This window comes from Flavobacterium cellulosilyticum, assembly GCF_004349355.1.
Classification (GTDB): domain Bacteria; phylum Bacteroidota; class Bacteroidia; order Flavobacteriales; family Flavobacteriaceae; genus Flavobacterium; species Flavobacterium cellulosilyticum.
In genome coordinates, this window is the sequence record NZ_SMFK01000002.1 from 47,704 (window position 1) to 64,829 (window position 17,126).

A 17,126-nucleotide genomic window follows, 5' to 3' on the forward strand; every position below is an offset into this window, starting at 1 on the left:
GTTCTCTATTTTGTTTAGGAGCAGAGTATTATTGTAATAATCGTATTTTTAATCTAATTATCTTAACGAAATTGGGATTTTTAGTTAAGAATTTGGTAATGAATCAATAAAAGTTAATTCCTTGAAAATAATATAACGTTATCGTTAATAAGATTAATTGTTTTTGAGTAAAGATTTATTCAAGAAATAATATCTTTGTAGTACAAAAAATTTAAAATAGAAAAGTAATGAGTATTATTATCAAAATTCACGCAAGACAAATTTTCGATTCAAGAGGAAATCCTACAATTGAAGTAGATGTAGTTACAGAAAACGGTGTTTTAGGAAGAGCGGCAGTTCCATCTGGAGCTTCAACTGGAAAATTCGAAGCTGTAGAATTACGTGACGGAGGAAAAGCCTTTCTTGGAAAAGGAGTTTTAAAAGCAGTTGAAAATGTAAATACTAAAATTGCAGAAGAATTAATTGGAACATCAGTTTTTGAACAAAATTTGATTGACCAAACAATGATTGAATTAGATGGCACCCCTAATAAAGCAAATTTAGGAGCAAATGCTATTCTTGGTGTTTCGCTTGCTGTTGCTAAAGCAGCTGCAAATGAACTTGGATTGCCATTGTATCGTTACGTAGGTGGAGTTTCGGCAAATACATTGCCAGTTCCAATGATGAATATCATCAATGGAGGTTCTCACTCTGATGCGCCAATCGCATTTCAAGAATTTATGATTTTCCCAGTAAAAGCAACATCTTTTACACAAGCGTTACAAATGGGAACGGAGATTTTCCACAATCTTAAAAAAGTATTACACGATAGAGGTTTGAGTACTGCAGTAGGTGATGAAGGTGGATTTGCACCTAACTTAGCTGGAGGAACAGAAGATGCTTTAGATACCATCAAAAAAGCAGTAGAAGCTGCAGGTTATTCATTTGGTGATGAAATCATGGTGGCTTTAGACTGTGCTGCTTCAGAATTTTATGTTGACGGAAAATACGATTATTCTAAATTTGAAGGTCCAACAGGAAAAATTAGAACATCAGCTGAACAAGTGGACTATTTGGCTGAATTAGCTGCTAAATATCCAATTATCTCAATCGAAGACGGTATGGACGAAAATGACTGGGATGGATGGAAATTGCTAACAGAAAAAATCGGAGACAAAGTGCAATTGGTTGGTGATGATTTATTTGTTACTAATGTAGAGCGTTTGTCAACTGGAATCGAAAGAGGAATTGCTAATTCTATTTTGGTAAAAGTAAACCAAATTGGAACTTTAACTGAAACTATCGCAGCAGTAAATATGGCTAAAAATGCAGGTTATACTTCAGTAATGTCTCACCGTTCAGGAGAAACAGAGGATACTACAATTGCTGATTTAGCAGTAGCATTAAACTGTGGTCAAATTAAAACAGGTTCTGCTTCACGTTCTGATCGTATGGCTAAATACAATCAATTATTAAGAATTGAAGAAGAATTAGGAGATACAGCCTATTTCCCTGGAAAAAATGCTTTTAAAATAAAATAAAAATTCAAAGATTTATATTTTTTAAACCCTTTTAGAGCCTAAGTTCTGAAAGGGTTTTTTATTTTTAACCAATTCATGTTTATTTATAATTTCTAATGTCCGTAAAAACTATCCCAAACGAATTGAATACTAAATAGCTGCTTTTTCAATATAATCGTCCTAATTATTATACATGGAAATTTTAATCTGCCATTGATAATATTAAATAATAATATGACAGTTCTTTTATTAATGGCTATAATAAATGGAAATAGTCAATTGTAAAAGACAATATTTGGTAATTTTAAAGAAAAATATTCCATTTGTAAAAAAATAAATAACTATCAAGACAAGAGATTTGGATGACTTACAAGGGAGTTTTTTAGAGGCAAATTCAATCCAACGAAAAGGGATTTAATTTTAAAAAATAATACATATTAAGGAAGCAAATAGAGAAAGTAATTCAGAATTAATTTGGAATAAAGCATTTTTTTTTAATCTGTCCCCTTTTTTATAAGAAGGCAGGATTGTTTTGGAGTAGATAAAATATTTTTTTTGTTATAATTAACAATTTCATTGCGAATTTCATTTTTTAATTCATTTGAAATAGTCTAATTTTGGAAAATATAATTTATTAAGATTTATTTCCATAACTACTATGTCAAAAACAGCAACACTAGAGATCGAAGGCAAAAAATATGAGTTACCAATTTACATTGGAACTGAAAATGAAATGTCGATCGATATTAGCAAATTACGTGATTTATCAGGGGTTGTAACCCTAGATCCAGGTTATAAAAATACCGGAGCTTGTACAAGTAATATTACTTTTCTTGATGGAGAAAAAGGTATTTTACATTACAGAGGGTATTCAATTGAAGAACTAGCCGAAAAAGGAAATTTTCTTGAGGTATGTTATTTGTTAATTTTTGGTGAATTGCCAACTCCCGCTGAAATAAAGGAATTTGAAACTCATATCAGAAGATATACCTTAGTTGATGAGGAAATGAAAACGATTATTGATGGTTTTCCTAAAACTGCTCATCCAATGGGGGTTTTGTCTGCCTTGACAAGTGCTTTGATTGCTTTTAATCCTAAAGCAGTTAATCCAGGTAACGAACAAGAATTATATGAAGCGGTTTGTAAATTGATGGGGAAATTCCTTGTCATTGCTACTTGGACCTATAGAAAATCTAAAGGATATCCATTAAATTATTATGATAATACTATAGGGTATGTTGAAAACTTCATGCAATTGATGTTTAAATTGCCAACGGAACCTTATACGGCAAACCCTGCCATAGTAGAAGCTTTGGATAAATTGTTTATTCTTCATGCTGATCACGAGCAAAATTGTTCTACTTCGACAGTGAGAATGGTAGGTTCTTCTCATGCGGGATTATTTGCATCAGTATCTGCTGGAATTTCTGCTCTTTGGGGGCCATTACACGGTGGTGCAAATCAAGCAGTTCTTGAAATGTTAGAAGAAATCCATGCGAATGGTGGTGATGCTGATAAATACATGGATAAAGCCAAAGATAAAAATGACCCTTTTAGATTAATGGGTTTTGGTCATCGAGTATACAAAAACTTTGATCCAAGAGCTAAAATCATCAAAAAAGCAGCTGATGAAGTATTGGCTACATTAGGTGTAAATGATCCAATTTTAGGTATTGCCAAAAAATTGGAAGCATTGGCTTTGTCTGATGAGTATTTTGTTTCTAGAAAATTATATCCAAACGTAGATTTCTATTCTGGAATTATCTACAGAGCTTTGGGTATTCCTACAGATATGTTTACTGTCATGTTTGCAATAGGAAGATTACCAGGTTGGATTGCGCAATGGAAAGAAATGAGGCTAAACAAAGAGCCAATAGGAAGGCCAAGACAAGTATATACTGGTTATCCTTTAAGAGAATTTGTTCCTTCGGATAAAAGAAAATAATTTGTAAAAGCCCCGCACTTGCGGGGCTTTTTTTTTTATCTTTGGTAAAAACAAGGCGTCAATTGATATGGAATTAAACATAAAGAACGAAACATCAAAGTTAAAAGCAGTTATCATGGGAACTGCAATAAATAATGGGCCCACACCATCGGTTGAGGAAGCCTATGACCCAAAGTCATTAGAACATATTTTGGCGGGCACCTATCCAAAAGAGCCAGATATGGTTCATGAGATGAATTGCTTCAAACAAGTTTTAGATAAGTATGGAGTTACCGTTTATCAGCCAGAAATGATTGAAAATTACAATCAAATTTTCACAAGAGATATTGGTTTCGTAATCGATGATGTTTTTATTAAATCAAATATTTTACCGGATAGGGAAAGAGAGTTAGATGCTATACAGTATATAATAGATCAAATAAATCCTCAAAAAGTAGTTCGACCTCCAGTAGAAGTGCATATCGAAGGTGGAGACGTAATGCTATGGAAGGATTATATTTTTATAGGAACTTATAAAGGAAGTGATTATAAAGATTACATAACGGCTAGAACAAATCTAGAAGGGGTGCAATATATCAGAGATTTGTTTCCCAATAAGAAAATCAAAGAATTCGATTTGATCAAATCAAAAATTGAAGCCCGTGACAATGCCTTGCATCTCGATTGCTGTTTTCAACCCGTAGGTGATACGAAAGCAATTATTTATAAAAGAGGTTTTCGAGAGGAAGCAGATTATTTATTCCTTCTAAATCTTTTTGGAAAAGAAAATCTTTTTCATATTACTAGAAAAGAAATGTACAAAATGAATTCCAATGTTTTCTCAATTGACTCGAATGTAGTAGTTTCTGAAAAAAAATTCAGTAGACTTAATAGCTGGTTGCGTTCTAATGGATTTATTGTAGAAGAAATTCCATATGCCGAAATTGCGAAACAAGAAGGACTCTTAAGATGTTCCACTTTGCCTTTGATTAGAGAACAAAAATTTGTTTAAAGTTTAAATTTGTTTAAAATGTCACAGTTTTAAACTATTTAAACCTTAAACTTTAAATTAAAAAAGATGAACCAAACCACAAACTCGATCCTCATGATTCGTCCTGTTGCTTTCAGGATGAACGAACAAACAGCTGTAAATAATTATTATCAAAAAGTGCTTGACGAACTTTCTGCAGAAACTGTAAATGCAAAAGCACAAGAAGAATTCGACGTATTTGTAAACAAACTCCGAATGGTTGGTGTAAATGTGATAGTGGTCGAAGACACCATAAATCCTGACACACCTGACAGTATTTTTCCAAACAATTGGATTTCATTTCACGAAAATGGCGATGTCGTTATGTATCCAATGTTTGCCGAGAATCGTCGTGGAGAACGCCGAGAAGATGTTTTTGATATTCTAGAAGAGGATGGTTTTGTAATTAACGAAATCATGGATTATACATCAGCGGAAGAAGATGGTTTTTATTTGGAAGGAACAGGAAGTATCGTTTTGGATCGTGAAAATGGCAAAGCCTATTGTGCCTTATCAGCTCGTGCCGATGAAGAATTGTTTATTGAGTTTTGTGAGGATTTTGAATATTCTCCAGTTATATTCGAGGCATTTCAAACGGTTAACGGAGAGCGCAAGTTAATCTATCACACCAATGTCATGATGTGTATTGGTGATACTTTTGCTGTAATTTGCGCTGAATCTATAGATGATAAAAAAGAACGTAAAATGGTATTGGACAGTTTACGCGGTGATGAGAAAGAAATTATTCTGATTACAGAATCACAAGTCAATAATTTTGCGGGGAACATGCTCGAAGTGCTAGGTGCTGATGATAGAAGGTATTTAGTGATGAGTACTGCTGCACATAAATGTCTGACCAAAAAACAAATTGCTCAACTCGAAGAACACGTTACTATTTTGAGTTCAAGTCTCGATACGATCGAAGCCTGTGGAGGAGGAAGTGCCAGATGCATGATGGCGGAACTGTTTTTGCCACAGATTTAAAAGGTTAATCGCTTAATCGGTTAATTGTTTAGAAAAGGTTAATTCTTAAACACCAGTATGAATGTTAACTTCGATTAACCGTTTAAACAAATAACCAGTTAACCAGTTAACCAATTAACCATTTCACAAAATAACCAAAACGAGACTATATTTCCTTGATAATATTCAAAATAGAACTGATGATATATTGAATACCAATAGCAATAGTAAGAAATCCTACGATTCTGGAAATAGCGACAATTCCAGCCGAACCTAGTATTCTAGCCAAATAATGGGCACTTTTTAAAATTATAAATATAAGAATGGCGACAGTTAAAATAGCAAAGCAAGAAAAAACAATATCAGAAGTAGTGTTATGTTCTTGATGATAAGCGATTAATAAGGATATAGAACCCGGTCCGGCTAACATGGGCATAGCCAATGGTGTTAGTGAAATGTCGTTACGACTTTGAATGTCTTCTTCTATTTCTTTATTGATCCCTTTATTTTTTTTAAACTGCCCATTTAACAAGGAAAAACCGGAACTTGCAATAATCAATCCCCCTGCTATTCGCAATGCCGAAATCGTTATGCCAAAAAAGCTTAAAACATATTGCCCAATAAAAAAAGAAATGATCAAGATGACAAATACATTAAAAGCGGTCAATAAAGAAACCTTTGATCGGTCCTGTTTTGTATAATCCTGTGTTAAACCTACAAAAATGGGAACAGTTCCAATAGGATTTAAAACAGAAAAAAGAGCTGCAAAAAGATAAATAAAGATTTCCATTTTTTTTCGTCTAAATTATTGGGAATTCGAAGCGTAAATTTAAACTTTAAATTAACCAAATAGAAAAAAGTACCTACAAAACAATTCATTTTTTATACTTTTGTAAAATGAAAAACAAGAAAACATTGGTTTTAGGGGCTAACACTAAACCAGATAAATATCCGTTCAAGGCAATAACCATGTTGGTTGAAAAAGGACACACGGTAATAGCTATTGGACAAAATACGGGTGAAGTAGCCGGAGTTAAAATTTATACCAAGGCAATCCCGGTAAAAAATATTGATACGGTTTCCTTGTATCTTAAACCTAATCGTCAGAAGGAATATTATAATTATATCGTTGATTCGAAGCCAAAACGAGTGATTTTTAATCCCGGTACCGAAAATCCAGAATTCTACCAATTATTAGAGTTAAATAATATTAAGGCAGAAGTGTCTTGTACATTGGTTTTATTGGCCACAAACCAGTATTAAAATTTATTTGGACTAACTGTAAAAAGGTGTGTAACAGATAGTTTTTATGTTTTTGCGACCATCAGAAGAATTGAGTGAACTGAATGGCTAGAAATTTTATATGAAAGAAGTAAATATGACGATTCCTTTATTTTATCAAAAATTTAAAAGTTACTTTTATTTAGTAAATTCAAGACATATTGCACACTTCATTTTAGTCAGTTTGTTTAATCAATGTTTTGAAATACGTTTGCAGGAATTTGTTTCAGAAAATAGTGTATTGAATTACAAAAGTATAAAGTGTTAGTTTTTGCACCCGAAGTTCAACTTCGGGCTTTTTTTTGGATAAAATTGAATGTCATAACTTTATGTTTTTAAAATAATAGGAAATACAATCGGTTATTTTATTTTTTTAAGTTATTAAATTGTTAAACGATAATAAGTAACTATCTGGCAATAAGTAGTGTATGTTTTTTTTAGACACTTCTTTATAAATTAGAAAAGTCTGCTAATATTAAACTATTATAAGTAATATTTTGTGGTTATATTTGCCAACTTAAAAAAACAATCAAATTTCTGACTTTTATGGGAGTGGGAAGGGCGAAGCCATAAGATTTTGTGATGAGGGTTTTAGAATATACGATTAATTAAATGTTGTAACTTACTTTATAAATAGTTATTTTTCATTTGAAAAATGACACTAATTCAAGATCATTTTTAGAAATAAATTTTAAAAACTATGGATACAAATACTAAAATTTATATTGCCGGACACAAAGGAATGGTGGGTTCTGCAATTTGGAAAACCTTGACATCCAAAGGATACAACAATCTAATTGGAGTTTCAAGTTCCAAATTGGATTTAAGAAACCAGCAAGCTGTTATAGATTTTATTGCAAGTGAAAAACCAGCCGTAATTATTGATGCCGCCGCGCGAGTTGGAGGGATATTAGCGAACAATAATTATCCATATCAGTTTTTGATGGAGAATATGCAAATTCAAAATAATTTGATTAATTCGGCATTACAAGCAGGAATCGAAAAGTTTATTTTTTTAGGAAGCTCTTGTATTTATCCAAAATTGGCACCGCAACCATTAAAGGAAGAATATTTACTTACTGGTGAATTGGAGCCAACAAATGAATGGTATGCAATTGCCAAAATTACGGGAGTAAAAACCTGTCAAGCTATCAGAAACCAATTTGGTAAAGATTATGTAAGCTTGATGCCAACGAATTTATATGGTACCAACGATAATTTTGATCTAAATACCTCACACGTATTGCCTGCAATGATGCGAAAATTTCACGAGGCAAAAGTGAACAATCATGCTCCAGTAACCCTTTGGGGTAGTGGAACGCCAATGCGGGAATTTCTTTTTGTAGATGATATGGCTAAAGCTGTTGTTTTTGCTTTAGAAAATAAACTACCCGATTATTTATACAATATAGGAACAGGAGAAGATTTGACCATCAAGCAACTCGCAGAAACGATCCAAAAAATAACAGGACATCAAGGAGAAATTATTTGGGACAGTACAAAACCAGATGGTACTCCTAGGAAATTAATGGATATTTCCAAGATGCATGCATTGGGATGGAAACACCAAGTGCAATTGGAAGAAGGGATTCAGAAAACATACAATTGGTTTTTACAAAATGCAACTAAGTTTAAAGAGGTGAAAATGTAGAATCGTTTTTCGTTTTCCGTTTATCGTCCATCGCGAAACGCAAATCGAACAAAGTAAGTCGTCCACAGTTTTTCGAACATCGCAAAGCGAATAACGAATAACGAAAATCGAATAGTATGCAGTCAAATTTAGAAGTTTGGAAATTATCGCATCAATTGACAATAGATGTTTATAAGATTACCCAAAAATTTCCTAAATCGGAGCAATTTGGTTTAGTAAGTCAAGTTAGAAGAAGTGTTAGTAGTGTTCCTACTAATATTATTGAAGGGCAAGCTAGGCAATATAAAAAAGAATTTAAGCAATTTTTATATATAGCAAAGGGTTCTTTAGAAGAAACAAATTATCATTTATTTTTATCTAAAGATTTAGAGTATATATCGGAAAGTGAATATATAGTTTTATTTGAGTTATGTACTAGAATAAAAATGATGTTATATAAATTAATTAAGTCAATAGAATAATCGTTTACCGTCTTTCGTCCATCTTCCACCGCTTTTCGTCCATCGCTAAGCGACCAACGAAAAACGACCAACGAAAATCGAATAACGAACAACAAATAACGAGCAACGAATAACGAACAACTAATATGAGTACAACACAAAAAGTAGCCCTTGTAACAGGGATAACAGGTCAGGACGGATCTTATTTAGCTGAATTATTATTAGAAAAAGGGTATCAAGTACATGGAGTTAAAAGACGGGCTTCGTCTTTTAATACCCAAAGAATTGATCATATTTATCAAGATCAGCACGAAACTAATGTCAATTTCACATTGCATTATGGCGATTTGACTGATTCTACAAATATTATTAGAATCATTCAGGAAGTGCAACCCGATGAAATCTATAACCTTGGTGCCATGTCTCATGTGAAAGTTTCTTTTGATTCACCTGAATATGTTGCTAATGTAGATGGAATAGGGACTTTAAGAATATTAGAAGCTGTTAGGATTTTGAAATTGGAGAAGAAAACCAGAATCTATCAAGCCTCTACTTCTGAATTATATGGAGGTTTGGCAGAAAATAAAAATGCTGCAGGTTTCTATGATGAAAACTCACCATTCTACCCACGTTCACCTTATGGAGTAGCTAAAATATATGGTTTTTGGATAACAAAAAATTACCGTGAAGCCTATAATATATACGCTTGTAACGGAATTTTGTTCAACCACGAATCACCACGAAGAGGAGAAACTTTTGTTACCCGAAAAATTACGATGGCTACTGCTGCTATTGCTTTGGGAAAACAAGATTGTTTGTATTTAGGAAACTTAAATTCGCAAAGGGACTGGGGACATGCTAAAGATTATGTAGAAGCTATGTGGAGAATTCTGCAGCAAGATGTAGCAGAAGACTATGTTATTGCAACAGGAGTAACTACTTATATCCGTGATTTTGTGCGTTTTTCTTTTGCAGAAGCCGGAATAGAATTGGCATTTGAAGGTGAAAATGAAAATGAAACTGCAAAAATTGTAGCTTGTAACAATCCAGAATACCAATTAGAAATAGGAAAAGTAGTAGTAAGAGTTGACCCTCAATATTACCGTCCTACAGAAGTAGATTTGTTGATTGGTGATCCTTCTAAATCTAAAAAATTGGGATGGGAGCCGCAATACGACCTTGCTGGATTGGTCAAAGAAATGGTAGCAAGTGATCTTGAAATATTAAAAAGAAATAGATAAAAGATTAGGCTACTTTGAATAGAAGAGTAGTTAAAGGTTAATCAGTTATCGGTTAGTCGAAAATAGAATGTTACCATAGATTATAAAATTAAACGGTTAAACAAATAACCAATTAAGCAGTTAACCAGTTAAGCGACTTTTTTCCAAGACATGATGCAGCCGGATGTGAGATTGATGCAAAAAGACCAGTACTTAAAAGAGGGTGGGTATACTACCTTGAATTATTTTGAATAGGAAAGTTTAATATATCATCTTTATAATAGTATAAGAAAACGTTAAAACTAATTGAAAAAAATAAAAAACAAACTTAAAGAGCATAAGTCAATAATTGAAAATTTCTCTTATTTATCAGTTCTTCAGGTTTTTAATATGATTTTGCCTTTGCTATCCTATCCCTATCTTATTAGAGTGCTAGGTACATCGATTTATGGTAAAATTATTTTTGCACAAGCTATTATTGGATATTTAGCTCTTTTAGTAGGTTTTGGTTTTAGTATTACTGCAACTAAGGAAATTAGTGTTCATAGAGAGGACAAAGAAAAGTTAAGTGAGATTGTATGCAGTGTTCTTGTTATAAAGACTTTGCTTTTAATTGTTTCTTTTGTTTTTTTTCTTCCTTTATTGTTTTTCTATAATCAAGTTGCAGAGAACAAGGTTTTGTATTTTATGACTTTGTGGTTATGTATTTATGAAATAATGTTTCCGGTTTTTTATTTTCAAGGAATCGAAAAAATGAAATACGTATCTATTATATCATTAATCGTAAGATGTATTTTTGTTGCATTGATTTTTGTTTTTATTCACAATAAAACAGATTATTTATATGTGCCTCTGCTTAATTTGTTCGGGGCAGTTTTAGCAGGAATGTCTTCAATGTATATCGTTTTTTATAAACATAAAATTAGATTTTACATACCTGAATTTGCAGTCTTGAAATTTTATTTTAAGGAGGCAATTCCTGTTTTTTTATCTAATATTTCGATTCAAATATATGTGAGTACCAATAAAGTCTTGATAGGTTCCTTTTTAGGCATGACAGAGGTATCTTATTATGATTTGGGTGAAAAGATATTGAATATTTTAAGGATTCCGCAAGGCATTATCAGCCAATCTGTTTTTCCTAAAATTTCTTTAGATAAAAATATTTCGTTTATTAATAAAGTTTTTAAATATTCATTAGCTTTTAATACGGCCTTGTTTTTATTATTGGTTGTGTTTTCAGATATGATAATAAGAATACTTGGGGGCGTACAAATGTTACCTGCAAAAGGAGTTGTTATCATATTAGGATTAACATTGCCTATTGTAGCTATTAGTAATGTATTCGGGATACTAGTTATGATTCCTTTTGGATTGAATAAACTATTTAGTAAAATCATTATGTTTTCGGGAGTTATATTTATTCTTCAATTTTTATTTCTTTGGATATTTAATTTTATTACGATTTATTCTCTTTGTACAATTACAGTTGTAACGGAGTTATTTGTTTCTTTTTTAATGTATTATTACTGTTTAAAAAATAATTTATGGACAATAAAAAGTACGACTATTTAATAGTTGGTGCAGGTTTATTTGGTAGTGTTTTTGCACATGAAGCCACTAAACAAGGAAAAAAATGTTTGGTAATCGATAAAAGAAACCATGCTGGAGGTAACATCCATTGTGAGAATATTGAAGGAATTAATGTGCATAAATATGGTGCTCATATTTTTCATACGAATGACAAAGGACTTTGGGATTATGTAAATCAATTTGTTGAATTCAACAGATATACTAATTCACCAGTAGCTATTCATGAAGATAAATTATATAATTTACCTTTTAATATGAATACTTTTTATCAATTATGGGGTGTGAAAACGCCACAAGAGGCCATGGATAAAATTGAAGAGCAAGTAAAAGAATCAGGCATTACTGATCCTCAAAATTTAGAGGAGCAAGCCATTTCATTAGTTGGAAAGGATATTTATTATAAGTTAATAAAAGGATACACTGAAAAACAATGGGGACGTAAAGCAACTGAATTACCCGCTTTTATAATCAAGCGTTTGCCTGTTCGATTTACGTATGACAATAACTATTTTAATGATAAATACCAAGGTATTCCTATTGGTGGATATAATAAACTGACCGAAGGCTTATTGGAAGGAATTGAAGTGAAATTAGGAGTTGACTTTTTTGCTTCTAAACAAGAATATGAATCCTTGTGTGACACTGTAGTTTTTACAGGTAAAATAGATGAGTATTACGATTTTAGATTTGGAGAATTGGAATATCGTAGTTTACATTTTGAACACCAAACTTTAGACATAGAAAACTACCAAGGAAATGCAGTAGTAAACTATACGGAAGCCCATATTCCTTATACCCGAATTATTGAGCACAAACACTTTGAATTTGGCAAACAAGACAAAACCGTTATAACTCATGAATATCCTGCCGAATGGAAATCAGGTATGGAAAGTTATTACCCTGTGAATGATGAGATAAATTCTCTTAAATTTAAACAATATAATAAATTAGCTGAGAAAGAAGCGAATGTCATATTTGGGGGGAGGTTAGCTGAGTATAAATATTATGATATGCATCAAGTAATTGCTTCGGCTCTTAAACATTTTAAAAATTAAAAGATGGTTAGTGTAAATACAAATAGTAAAATTTATGTTTATTGCCCTTCAAATGTTGTGACTGGTGGGACTGAACTTTTGCATCAAATTTGTGATACTTTAAATAATAAAGGTTGCGATACATATATAGTTTATCATCCAGATTCAAATTCAATAACTCCATCTCCTTATAAAAAATATAATTTAAATATAAGTAAGGAGATTGATGATGTTGAAGGTAATTATTTAATTGTGCCAGAAGCATTAATTGATTTAGGATATATTTATAAAAGATTAAAGAAAATTCATTGGTGGTTAAGTGTTGATAATTTTTTTATACTATCACAGTTAAATTTGTCACCACTGATTTATTTGAAATTATGGCCTAAATTGTTTTTAAGAGTTTTAGGAATTAAAGTTAAATATTTTTTTAAAATTTTAAACTCTGATCGAACTGGTTATTTAAGTTACAATTATCTGTTTTCAGAAGAAAATTTAAATTTAGTTCAATCTCAATATGCTTATGATTTTTTAAACAAAAATAATTTTAAAAATTTATATTTTGTATCAGATTATTTAAATAATGATTTTTCTAATCAAAATGCAAGTAATCGTGATAATGTAATTTTATACAATCCTAAAAAAGGAATAGAATTCACGAAAATTTTGATTAATAAATTTAAGGATTTTAAATGGGTTCCGATAGAAAACATGACTTATAAAGAGGTTAACTTACTAATGCAAAGTACGAAGTTGTATGTAGATTTTGGAAACCACCCAGGTAAAGACAGGTTGCCTAGAGAAGCGGTTTTAAGTGGTATGTGTATTATAACAGGTATTCAAGGTTCAGCATTTTATTTTGAAGATGTATCAATAGATTCTAAGTATAAATTTGATGAATTAAATTTTGATTTTGATAAGTTTGAAATGGTGGTTAATAATATTTTTAATTCTTATGAGAAAGAATATTCTAATTTTAAAGAGTATCTAAAACTAATAGAGAATTCTAAATTCAAATTTGAAAGTGAAGTTGATGATATAATTAAAATTTTAAAATTAGATAATGGTTTCAATAATAATAGTCAACTATAATACTAAAAAAATAACTATTGATTGTCTTGAGTCAATTAAGAAATTTACAACTGGTTTAGAATACGAAATTATCGTTGTTGACAATGCTTCGGCTGATGGTTCACAAGAAGCCTTAAAAAGGCTTTTTCCCGACGTCAAGCTTATTGAATCTCCTGACAATAGGGGATTTGGATTGGCAAATAACTTAGGAGTTAGATCGGCCATGGGGGAATTCGTTTTTTTACTTAATTCTGATACCGTACTTGTGGAAAATTCAATAAAGATTATGTTGGATTTTTTTCAAAAATATCAGCATAAATTAAATATAGGTGCCATAGGAACTGTATTAATTGATGAAGCTAATCAAACTAATGGTTTTGGAAGTCATTTTCCAAGTTGTAAAGAGGAAAATGCGATTAATTTAAAAAAAATACCTCTTATTGGTCAATTAATTTCATTTTCTAAAAATCACCAATATGATATCAAGAAAGAGTATTTTGAGATTGACTATATAATTGGAGCCGATTTGTTGATGCGAAAGGATTTTTTTGAAAAATTAGATGGTTTTTCGAAAGAGTTTTTTATGTATTATGAGGAATCCGACTTACAGAAACGAATGGATAATTTAGGCTTTAAGAGGTATATAACCACAAATACTAAAATAATACATCTTGAAGATGGTAGCGGCAAAAGCATAAAAAAGTATTCTAATAGGAAAAGAACAATAGTCCATAAAAGCAAAAACATTTATTTAAAGAGAAATGATAAAGAAAATTTCTCGAAATATGCTATTCTTGATTTCATTATCCTGTTTCTGAATTTTTTTAATTTTAAATATTCATTTAAAGAAAATTTTAATTATTTTAAAGAGATTCTTAGTACTTATTAATTTAAAAACAAAATATGAAAATAGCTCTTTTAGGAAGCAAAGATTTTGATAGTTTAGAATACCATCTCAATGATTCACTAGTTTTTTCAGGAAATGATGTGTTTCATTTGGATGTCAAGGATGTATTTACCATTCCCTATAAATACAATTATTATGCTATTAAATTTATTCCTCAATACGATGAATATTTATTTAAAAAGATAGCTAATATAATAATTGAATCTCAACCAGAATTAGTTGTCTGTACTTATCGGTTTATTCACCCTATATGCATCCGTATGCTTAAACAAGCTATGCCTAAGGTTAAAGTTGTACATATTAATCCAGACCAATTATGCACATTAGATTATCAGCAAATTTTTGCTTCACCCTATGACGCCTATTTTACTAAAGATCCTTTTATGGTTGATTTTATGAAGAATAAAATGGGTTTGAATACTTTTTACCTTCCTGAGGCTTTTAACCCTCGGGTGCATAAAGCACCTGTGGTTGACAGAAACGAACTGGAAAAAAAAATCAATATAGATGTGGTTGCTTTTGGAACGATGTATCCCTATCGGACTAATATGATTGGACAGTTATTGAATTCAGGAATTGATATTAGCATATTTGGTACTCCAGATAGGCGTTTTAGTAAGCCAGAAATTAATCTGAAATTTAAAAATGAATTTATTACAGGAGATAGAAAATCAGAAATTTTGTATGGTTCAAAAGTTGTTTTTAATAATTTTCATTATGCCGAAATTCAATCGGCTAATGTTAAGTTTTTTGAAATAGCTGGAATCGGTGGCTTTCAAATATGCGATTACAAACCAACATTAGAAGAATATTCAGCTATAGAGGTAGAAAAATATACCTACAAATCTATTGGGGAAGCAGTAGATTTGATACAATATTATCTTGATAAACCAGAATTAAGACATGTAATGGCAAGTATTCAGAGGGCACATTTTTTAGATCATCATACTTATGAAAACAGGATAAAACAATTATTTAAGTATATTGATTAATATTATGGGGATTAAATTATCAAGAAGATTGTACCATCTTATATTAAGTATCTTATGGGGATTATTAATATTTCGTTCGATTTCGATTTTTACGTCTGTAACAGAATACTCCGTTTTTATTGATTTGATTTTGGTTGGGTGTATTTTTCAAATTTCTGTTTATCCTTTTATAAAAAACATTTATAAATTCGGTTTTCCAAAAATCATTGATTTTTTTAGATTTTCGTCCTTCATTTTCTTACCCTTAAATTATTTAAATATTGCAGATCAATTAAATGAGGAAAGAGTTGGTATTTATGGAATATTATTAATCAATAAAGACTTTGTTACCGAATCATTATTTTGTGTTTTTATTTGTCTATTGGCTATAGGGATAGCCGATAAAATGTTTAGTTTGAAATTTCACGAGAAAAATAATGTTACCTTTCCAGTAGTGAAAAATGTAGTTTTAAAGAATTTAAATGTTTTTATATCAATATCTTTTTTCTTTATAAGTATTCAATTCTATCTTTTGTTTGCAGGGTTGATAGGTTATGGTGCTGATTCTACCTACTATGCTGAAAATCAGTATTCTTTTGTTTTGCAATTTTTAAGTAGTTTTAGCGGTCTTTTTTTTATAACATACGCTATATTGAAGTATTTATATGATTTTGATACAAGAAAATTTAACTTTTATTATATTTTATACTGTGTTTTATATTTTGTATTTGGATTGTATTCTGGGATGAAGGGAACTATTATTTTTGGGATTGTTTATATTTTATTGCCTTTTTATTTCAGTGGGAGAAGTTTAAAAAAATCTTGGATTGTTTCAATTTTAGTTGTAGGTTTTTTATTGTATCCAATTAATACAGAATATAGAGAAATATTAGCGCATAACGAAAACATTAGTAAAGATGTTGCTTTGGGTCTAGCTATTAATAGTGCATTTCAAATTAAGGATTTTGGAGAAAAAAGTTCCTCGAGTTACAATGAGCGGTTATCAATGTTTCCTTATTTAGTTAAATCACTTGAACTAGAAAATAAATGGGATGTTTATAAAAATATGGAACGGTATTTTTATTTGCCGATTTCATTCATTCCAAGGTTTCTACTTTCTAATAAACCTACAAGTGATACTGGTTCAAAATTTCAAAATTTAATTTTTCAAGATACAAACAATTCAATTACACCTACGGCTTATGGATGGGCTTATTTAGAAGGTGGTTTGATTTATGCTTTTTTGCAATTTTTTTTATTAGGAATTGTGATTAGCATTTTTCAATATGTTGTAAATAAGAAAACTATATTTTTCTTGATTTTTTATTCTACTTTGATAGTCCAAATGCTTGTGGTTGAGAATGATGTTTATTTTTTGTTAGCACAGATTCTTCAAAGTGTTTTTATTTATAGTATTTATTATAAGATTTTTTTTAAGAAAATAGAAAACGGAAATAATATGTAAAATTTTTATAATGGAGAAAATACAATGAAATTTAAATTATTTTATATGCTAGAGAATCTGATTAATTTAATTTAGGA

At 30.6% G+C, this 17,126-nt stretch carries 15 protein-coding genes; 14 read left to right on the forward strand and 1 reads right to left on the reverse strand.

The genetic code is table 11. The annotated features are described in order from the left end of the window. Window positions 1-227: 227 nt before the first annotated feature. From eno to ctlX, 4 genes are all read left to right on the forward strand, one after another. Window positions 228-1,520 carry a phosphopyruvate hydratase gene (gene eno, locus E0F76_RS04170; RefSeq protein ID WP_132001795.1) on the forward strand — a complete coding sequence of 431 codons (1,293 nt, stop codon included), beginning with the start codon at window positions 228-230 and terminating at the stop codon, window positions 1,518-1,520. A 637-nt stretch (window positions 1,521-2,157) separates the two neighbouring features. Next, complete coding sequence (locus E0F76_RS04175) at window positions 2,158-3,444, forward strand: citrate synthase (RefSeq protein WP_132001798.1); 1,287 nt, start codon at window positions 2,158-2,160, stop codon at window positions 3,442-3,444. A gap of 67 nt (window positions 3,445-3,511) precedes the next feature. Further along, the gene (locus E0F76_RS04180; protein ID WP_132001801.1) at window positions 3,512-4,435 is read left to right on the forward strand and encodes a dimethylarginine dimethylaminohydrolase family protein; all 924 of its coding nucleotides are present in this window, start codon (window positions 3,512-3,514) and stop codon (window positions 4,433-4,435) included. 66 nt (window positions 4,436-4,501) lie between these two features. Further along, on the forward strand, window positions 4,502-5,437 hold the full coding sequence (gene ctlX, locus E0F76_RS04185) for a citrulline utilization hydrolase CtlX (protein ID WP_132001804.1): 936 nt from the start codon (window positions 4,502-4,504) through the stop codon (window positions 5,435-5,437). A 145-nt stretch (window positions 5,438-5,582) separates the two neighbouring features. Here the strand turns inward: ctlX and E0F76_RS04190 are convergent, their stop codons facing one another. Further along, complete coding sequence (locus E0F76_RS04190) at window positions 5,583-6,206, reverse strand: MarC family NAAT transporter (protein ID WP_132001807.1); 624 nt, start codon at window positions 6,204-6,206, stop codon at window positions 5,583-5,585. A gap of 107 nt (window positions 6,207-6,313) precedes the next feature. Here E0F76_RS04190 and E0F76_RS04195 point away from each other — a divergent pair, with 107 nt between their 5' ends. The 10 genes from E0F76_RS04195 (at window position 6,314) to E0F76_RS04240 (ending at window position 17,049) form a co-directional block, all read left to right on the forward strand. Next, complete coding sequence (locus tag E0F76_RS04195; RefSeq protein ID WP_132001810.1) at window positions 6,314-6,679, forward strand: CoA-binding protein; 366 nt, start codon at window positions 6,314-6,316, stop codon at window positions 6,677-6,679. Between the two features lie 718 nt (window positions 6,680-7,397). After that, a complete protein-coding gene (locus E0F76_RS04200) occupies window positions 7,398-8,348 on the forward strand; it encodes a GDP-L-fucose synthase family protein (protein ID WP_132001813.1) in 951 nt (316 codons plus the stop codon). A gap of 116 nt (window positions 8,349-8,464) precedes the next feature. Then, complete coding sequence (locus tag E0F76_RS04205; RefSeq protein WP_132001816.1) at window positions 8,465-8,809, forward strand: four helix bundle protein; 345 nt, start codon at window positions 8,465-8,467, stop codon at window positions 8,807-8,809. A 125-nt stretch (window positions 8,810-8,934) separates the two neighbouring features. Further along, entirely contained in the window at window positions 8,935-10,029 is a 1,095-nt protein-coding gene (gene gmd / locus E0F76_RS04210) for a GDP-mannose 4,6-dehydratase (protein ID WP_132001819.1), read from the forward strand. Between the two features lie 285 nt (window positions 10,030-10,314). Continuing rightward, window positions 10,315-11,583: a flippase gene (locus tag E0F76_RS04215; RefSeq protein WP_132001822.1), complete on the forward strand. Its 1,269-nt coding sequence runs from the start codon at window positions 10,315-10,317 to the stop codon at window positions 11,581-11,583. Next, window positions 11,556-12,656, forward strand: coding sequence for a UDP-galactopyranose mutase (gene glf, locus E0F76_RS04220; protein ID WP_132001825.1), 1,101 nt, complete (start codon window positions 11,556-11,558; stop codon window positions 12,654-12,656). Before E0F76_RS04215 ends, glf begins: the two co-directional genes overlap by 28 nt. Window positions 12,657-12,659: 3 nt before the next feature. Then, a complete protein-coding gene (locus E0F76_RS04225) occupies window positions 12,660-13,727 on the forward strand; it encodes a hypothetical protein (protein WP_132001828.1) in 1,068 nt (355 codons plus the stop codon). Further along, window positions 13,699-14,595, forward strand: coding sequence for a glycosyltransferase family 2 protein (locus E0F76_RS04230; protein ID WP_132001831.1), 897 nt, complete (start codon window positions 13,699-13,701; stop codon window positions 14,593-14,595). The genes E0F76_RS04225 and E0F76_RS04230 overlap by 29 nt, the downstream gene beginning before the upstream one ends. Window positions 14,596-14,609: 14 nt before the next feature. Beyond that, the gene (locus tag E0F76_RS04235; RefSeq protein WP_132001834.1) at window positions 14,610-15,605 is read left to right on the forward strand and encodes a CgeB family protein; all 996 of its coding nucleotides are present in this window, start codon (window positions 14,610-14,612) and stop codon (window positions 15,603-15,605) included. A gap of 4 nt (window positions 15,606-15,609) precedes the next feature. Then, on the forward strand, window positions 15,610-17,049 hold the full coding sequence (locus E0F76_RS04240) for an oligosaccharide repeat unit polymerase (protein WP_132001837.1): 1,440 nt from the start codon (window positions 15,610-15,612) through the stop codon (window positions 17,047-17,049). The last annotated feature ends 77 nt before the right edge of the window (window positions 17,050-17,126 follow it).

Coding starts and splice junctions, on each gene's coding strand:
- eno (WP_132001795.1), top strand. CDS start 228: ATGAGTATTATTATCAAAATTCACGCAAGACAAATTTTCGATTCAAGA.
- E0F76_RS04175 (WP_132001798.1), top strand. CDS start 2,158: ATGTCAAAAACAGCAACACTAGAGATCGAAGGCAAAAAATATGAGTTA.
- E0F76_RS04180 (WP_132001801.1), top strand. CDS start 3,512: ATGGAATTAAACATAAAGAACGAAACATCAAAGTTAAAAGCAGTTATC.
- ctlX (WP_132001804.1), top strand. CDS start 4,502: ATGAACCAAACCACAAACTCGATCCTCATGATTCGTCCTGTTGCTTTC.
- E0F76_RS04190 (WP_132001807.1), bottom strand. CDS start 6,206: ATGGAAATCTTTATTTATCTTTTTGCAGCTCTTTTTTCTGTTTTAAAT.
- E0F76_RS04195 (WP_132001810.1), top strand. CDS start 6,314: ATGAAAAACAAGAAAACATTGGTTTTAGGGGCTAACACTAAACCAGAT.
- E0F76_RS04200 (WP_132001813.1), top strand. CDS start 7,398: ATGGATACAAATACTAAAATTTATATTGCCGGACACAAAGGAATGGTG.
- E0F76_RS04205 (WP_132001816.1), top strand. CDS start 8,465: ATGCAGTCAAATTTAGAAGTTTGGAAATTATCGCATCAATTGACAATA.
- gmd (WP_132001819.1), top strand. CDS start 8,935: ATGAGTACAACACAAAAAGTAGCCCTTGTAACAGGGATAACAGGTCAG.
- glf (WP_132001825.1), top strand. CDS start 11,556: ATGGACAATAAAAAGTACGACTATTTAATAGTTGGTGCAGGTTTATTT.
- E0F76_RS04225 (WP_132001828.1), top strand. CDS start 12,660: ATGGTTAGTGTAAATACAAATAGTAAAATTTATGTTTATTGCCCTTCA.
- E0F76_RS04230 (WP_132001831.1), top strand. CDS start 13,699: ATGGTTTCAATAATAATAGTCAACTATAATACTAAAAAAATAACTATT.
- E0F76_RS04235 (WP_132001834.1), top strand. CDS start 14,610: ATGAAAATAGCTCTTTTAGGAAGCAAAGATTTTGATAGTTTAGAATAC.
- E0F76_RS04240 (WP_132001837.1), top strand. CDS start 15,610: ATGGGGATTAAATTATCAAGAAGATTGTACCATCTTATATTAAGTATC.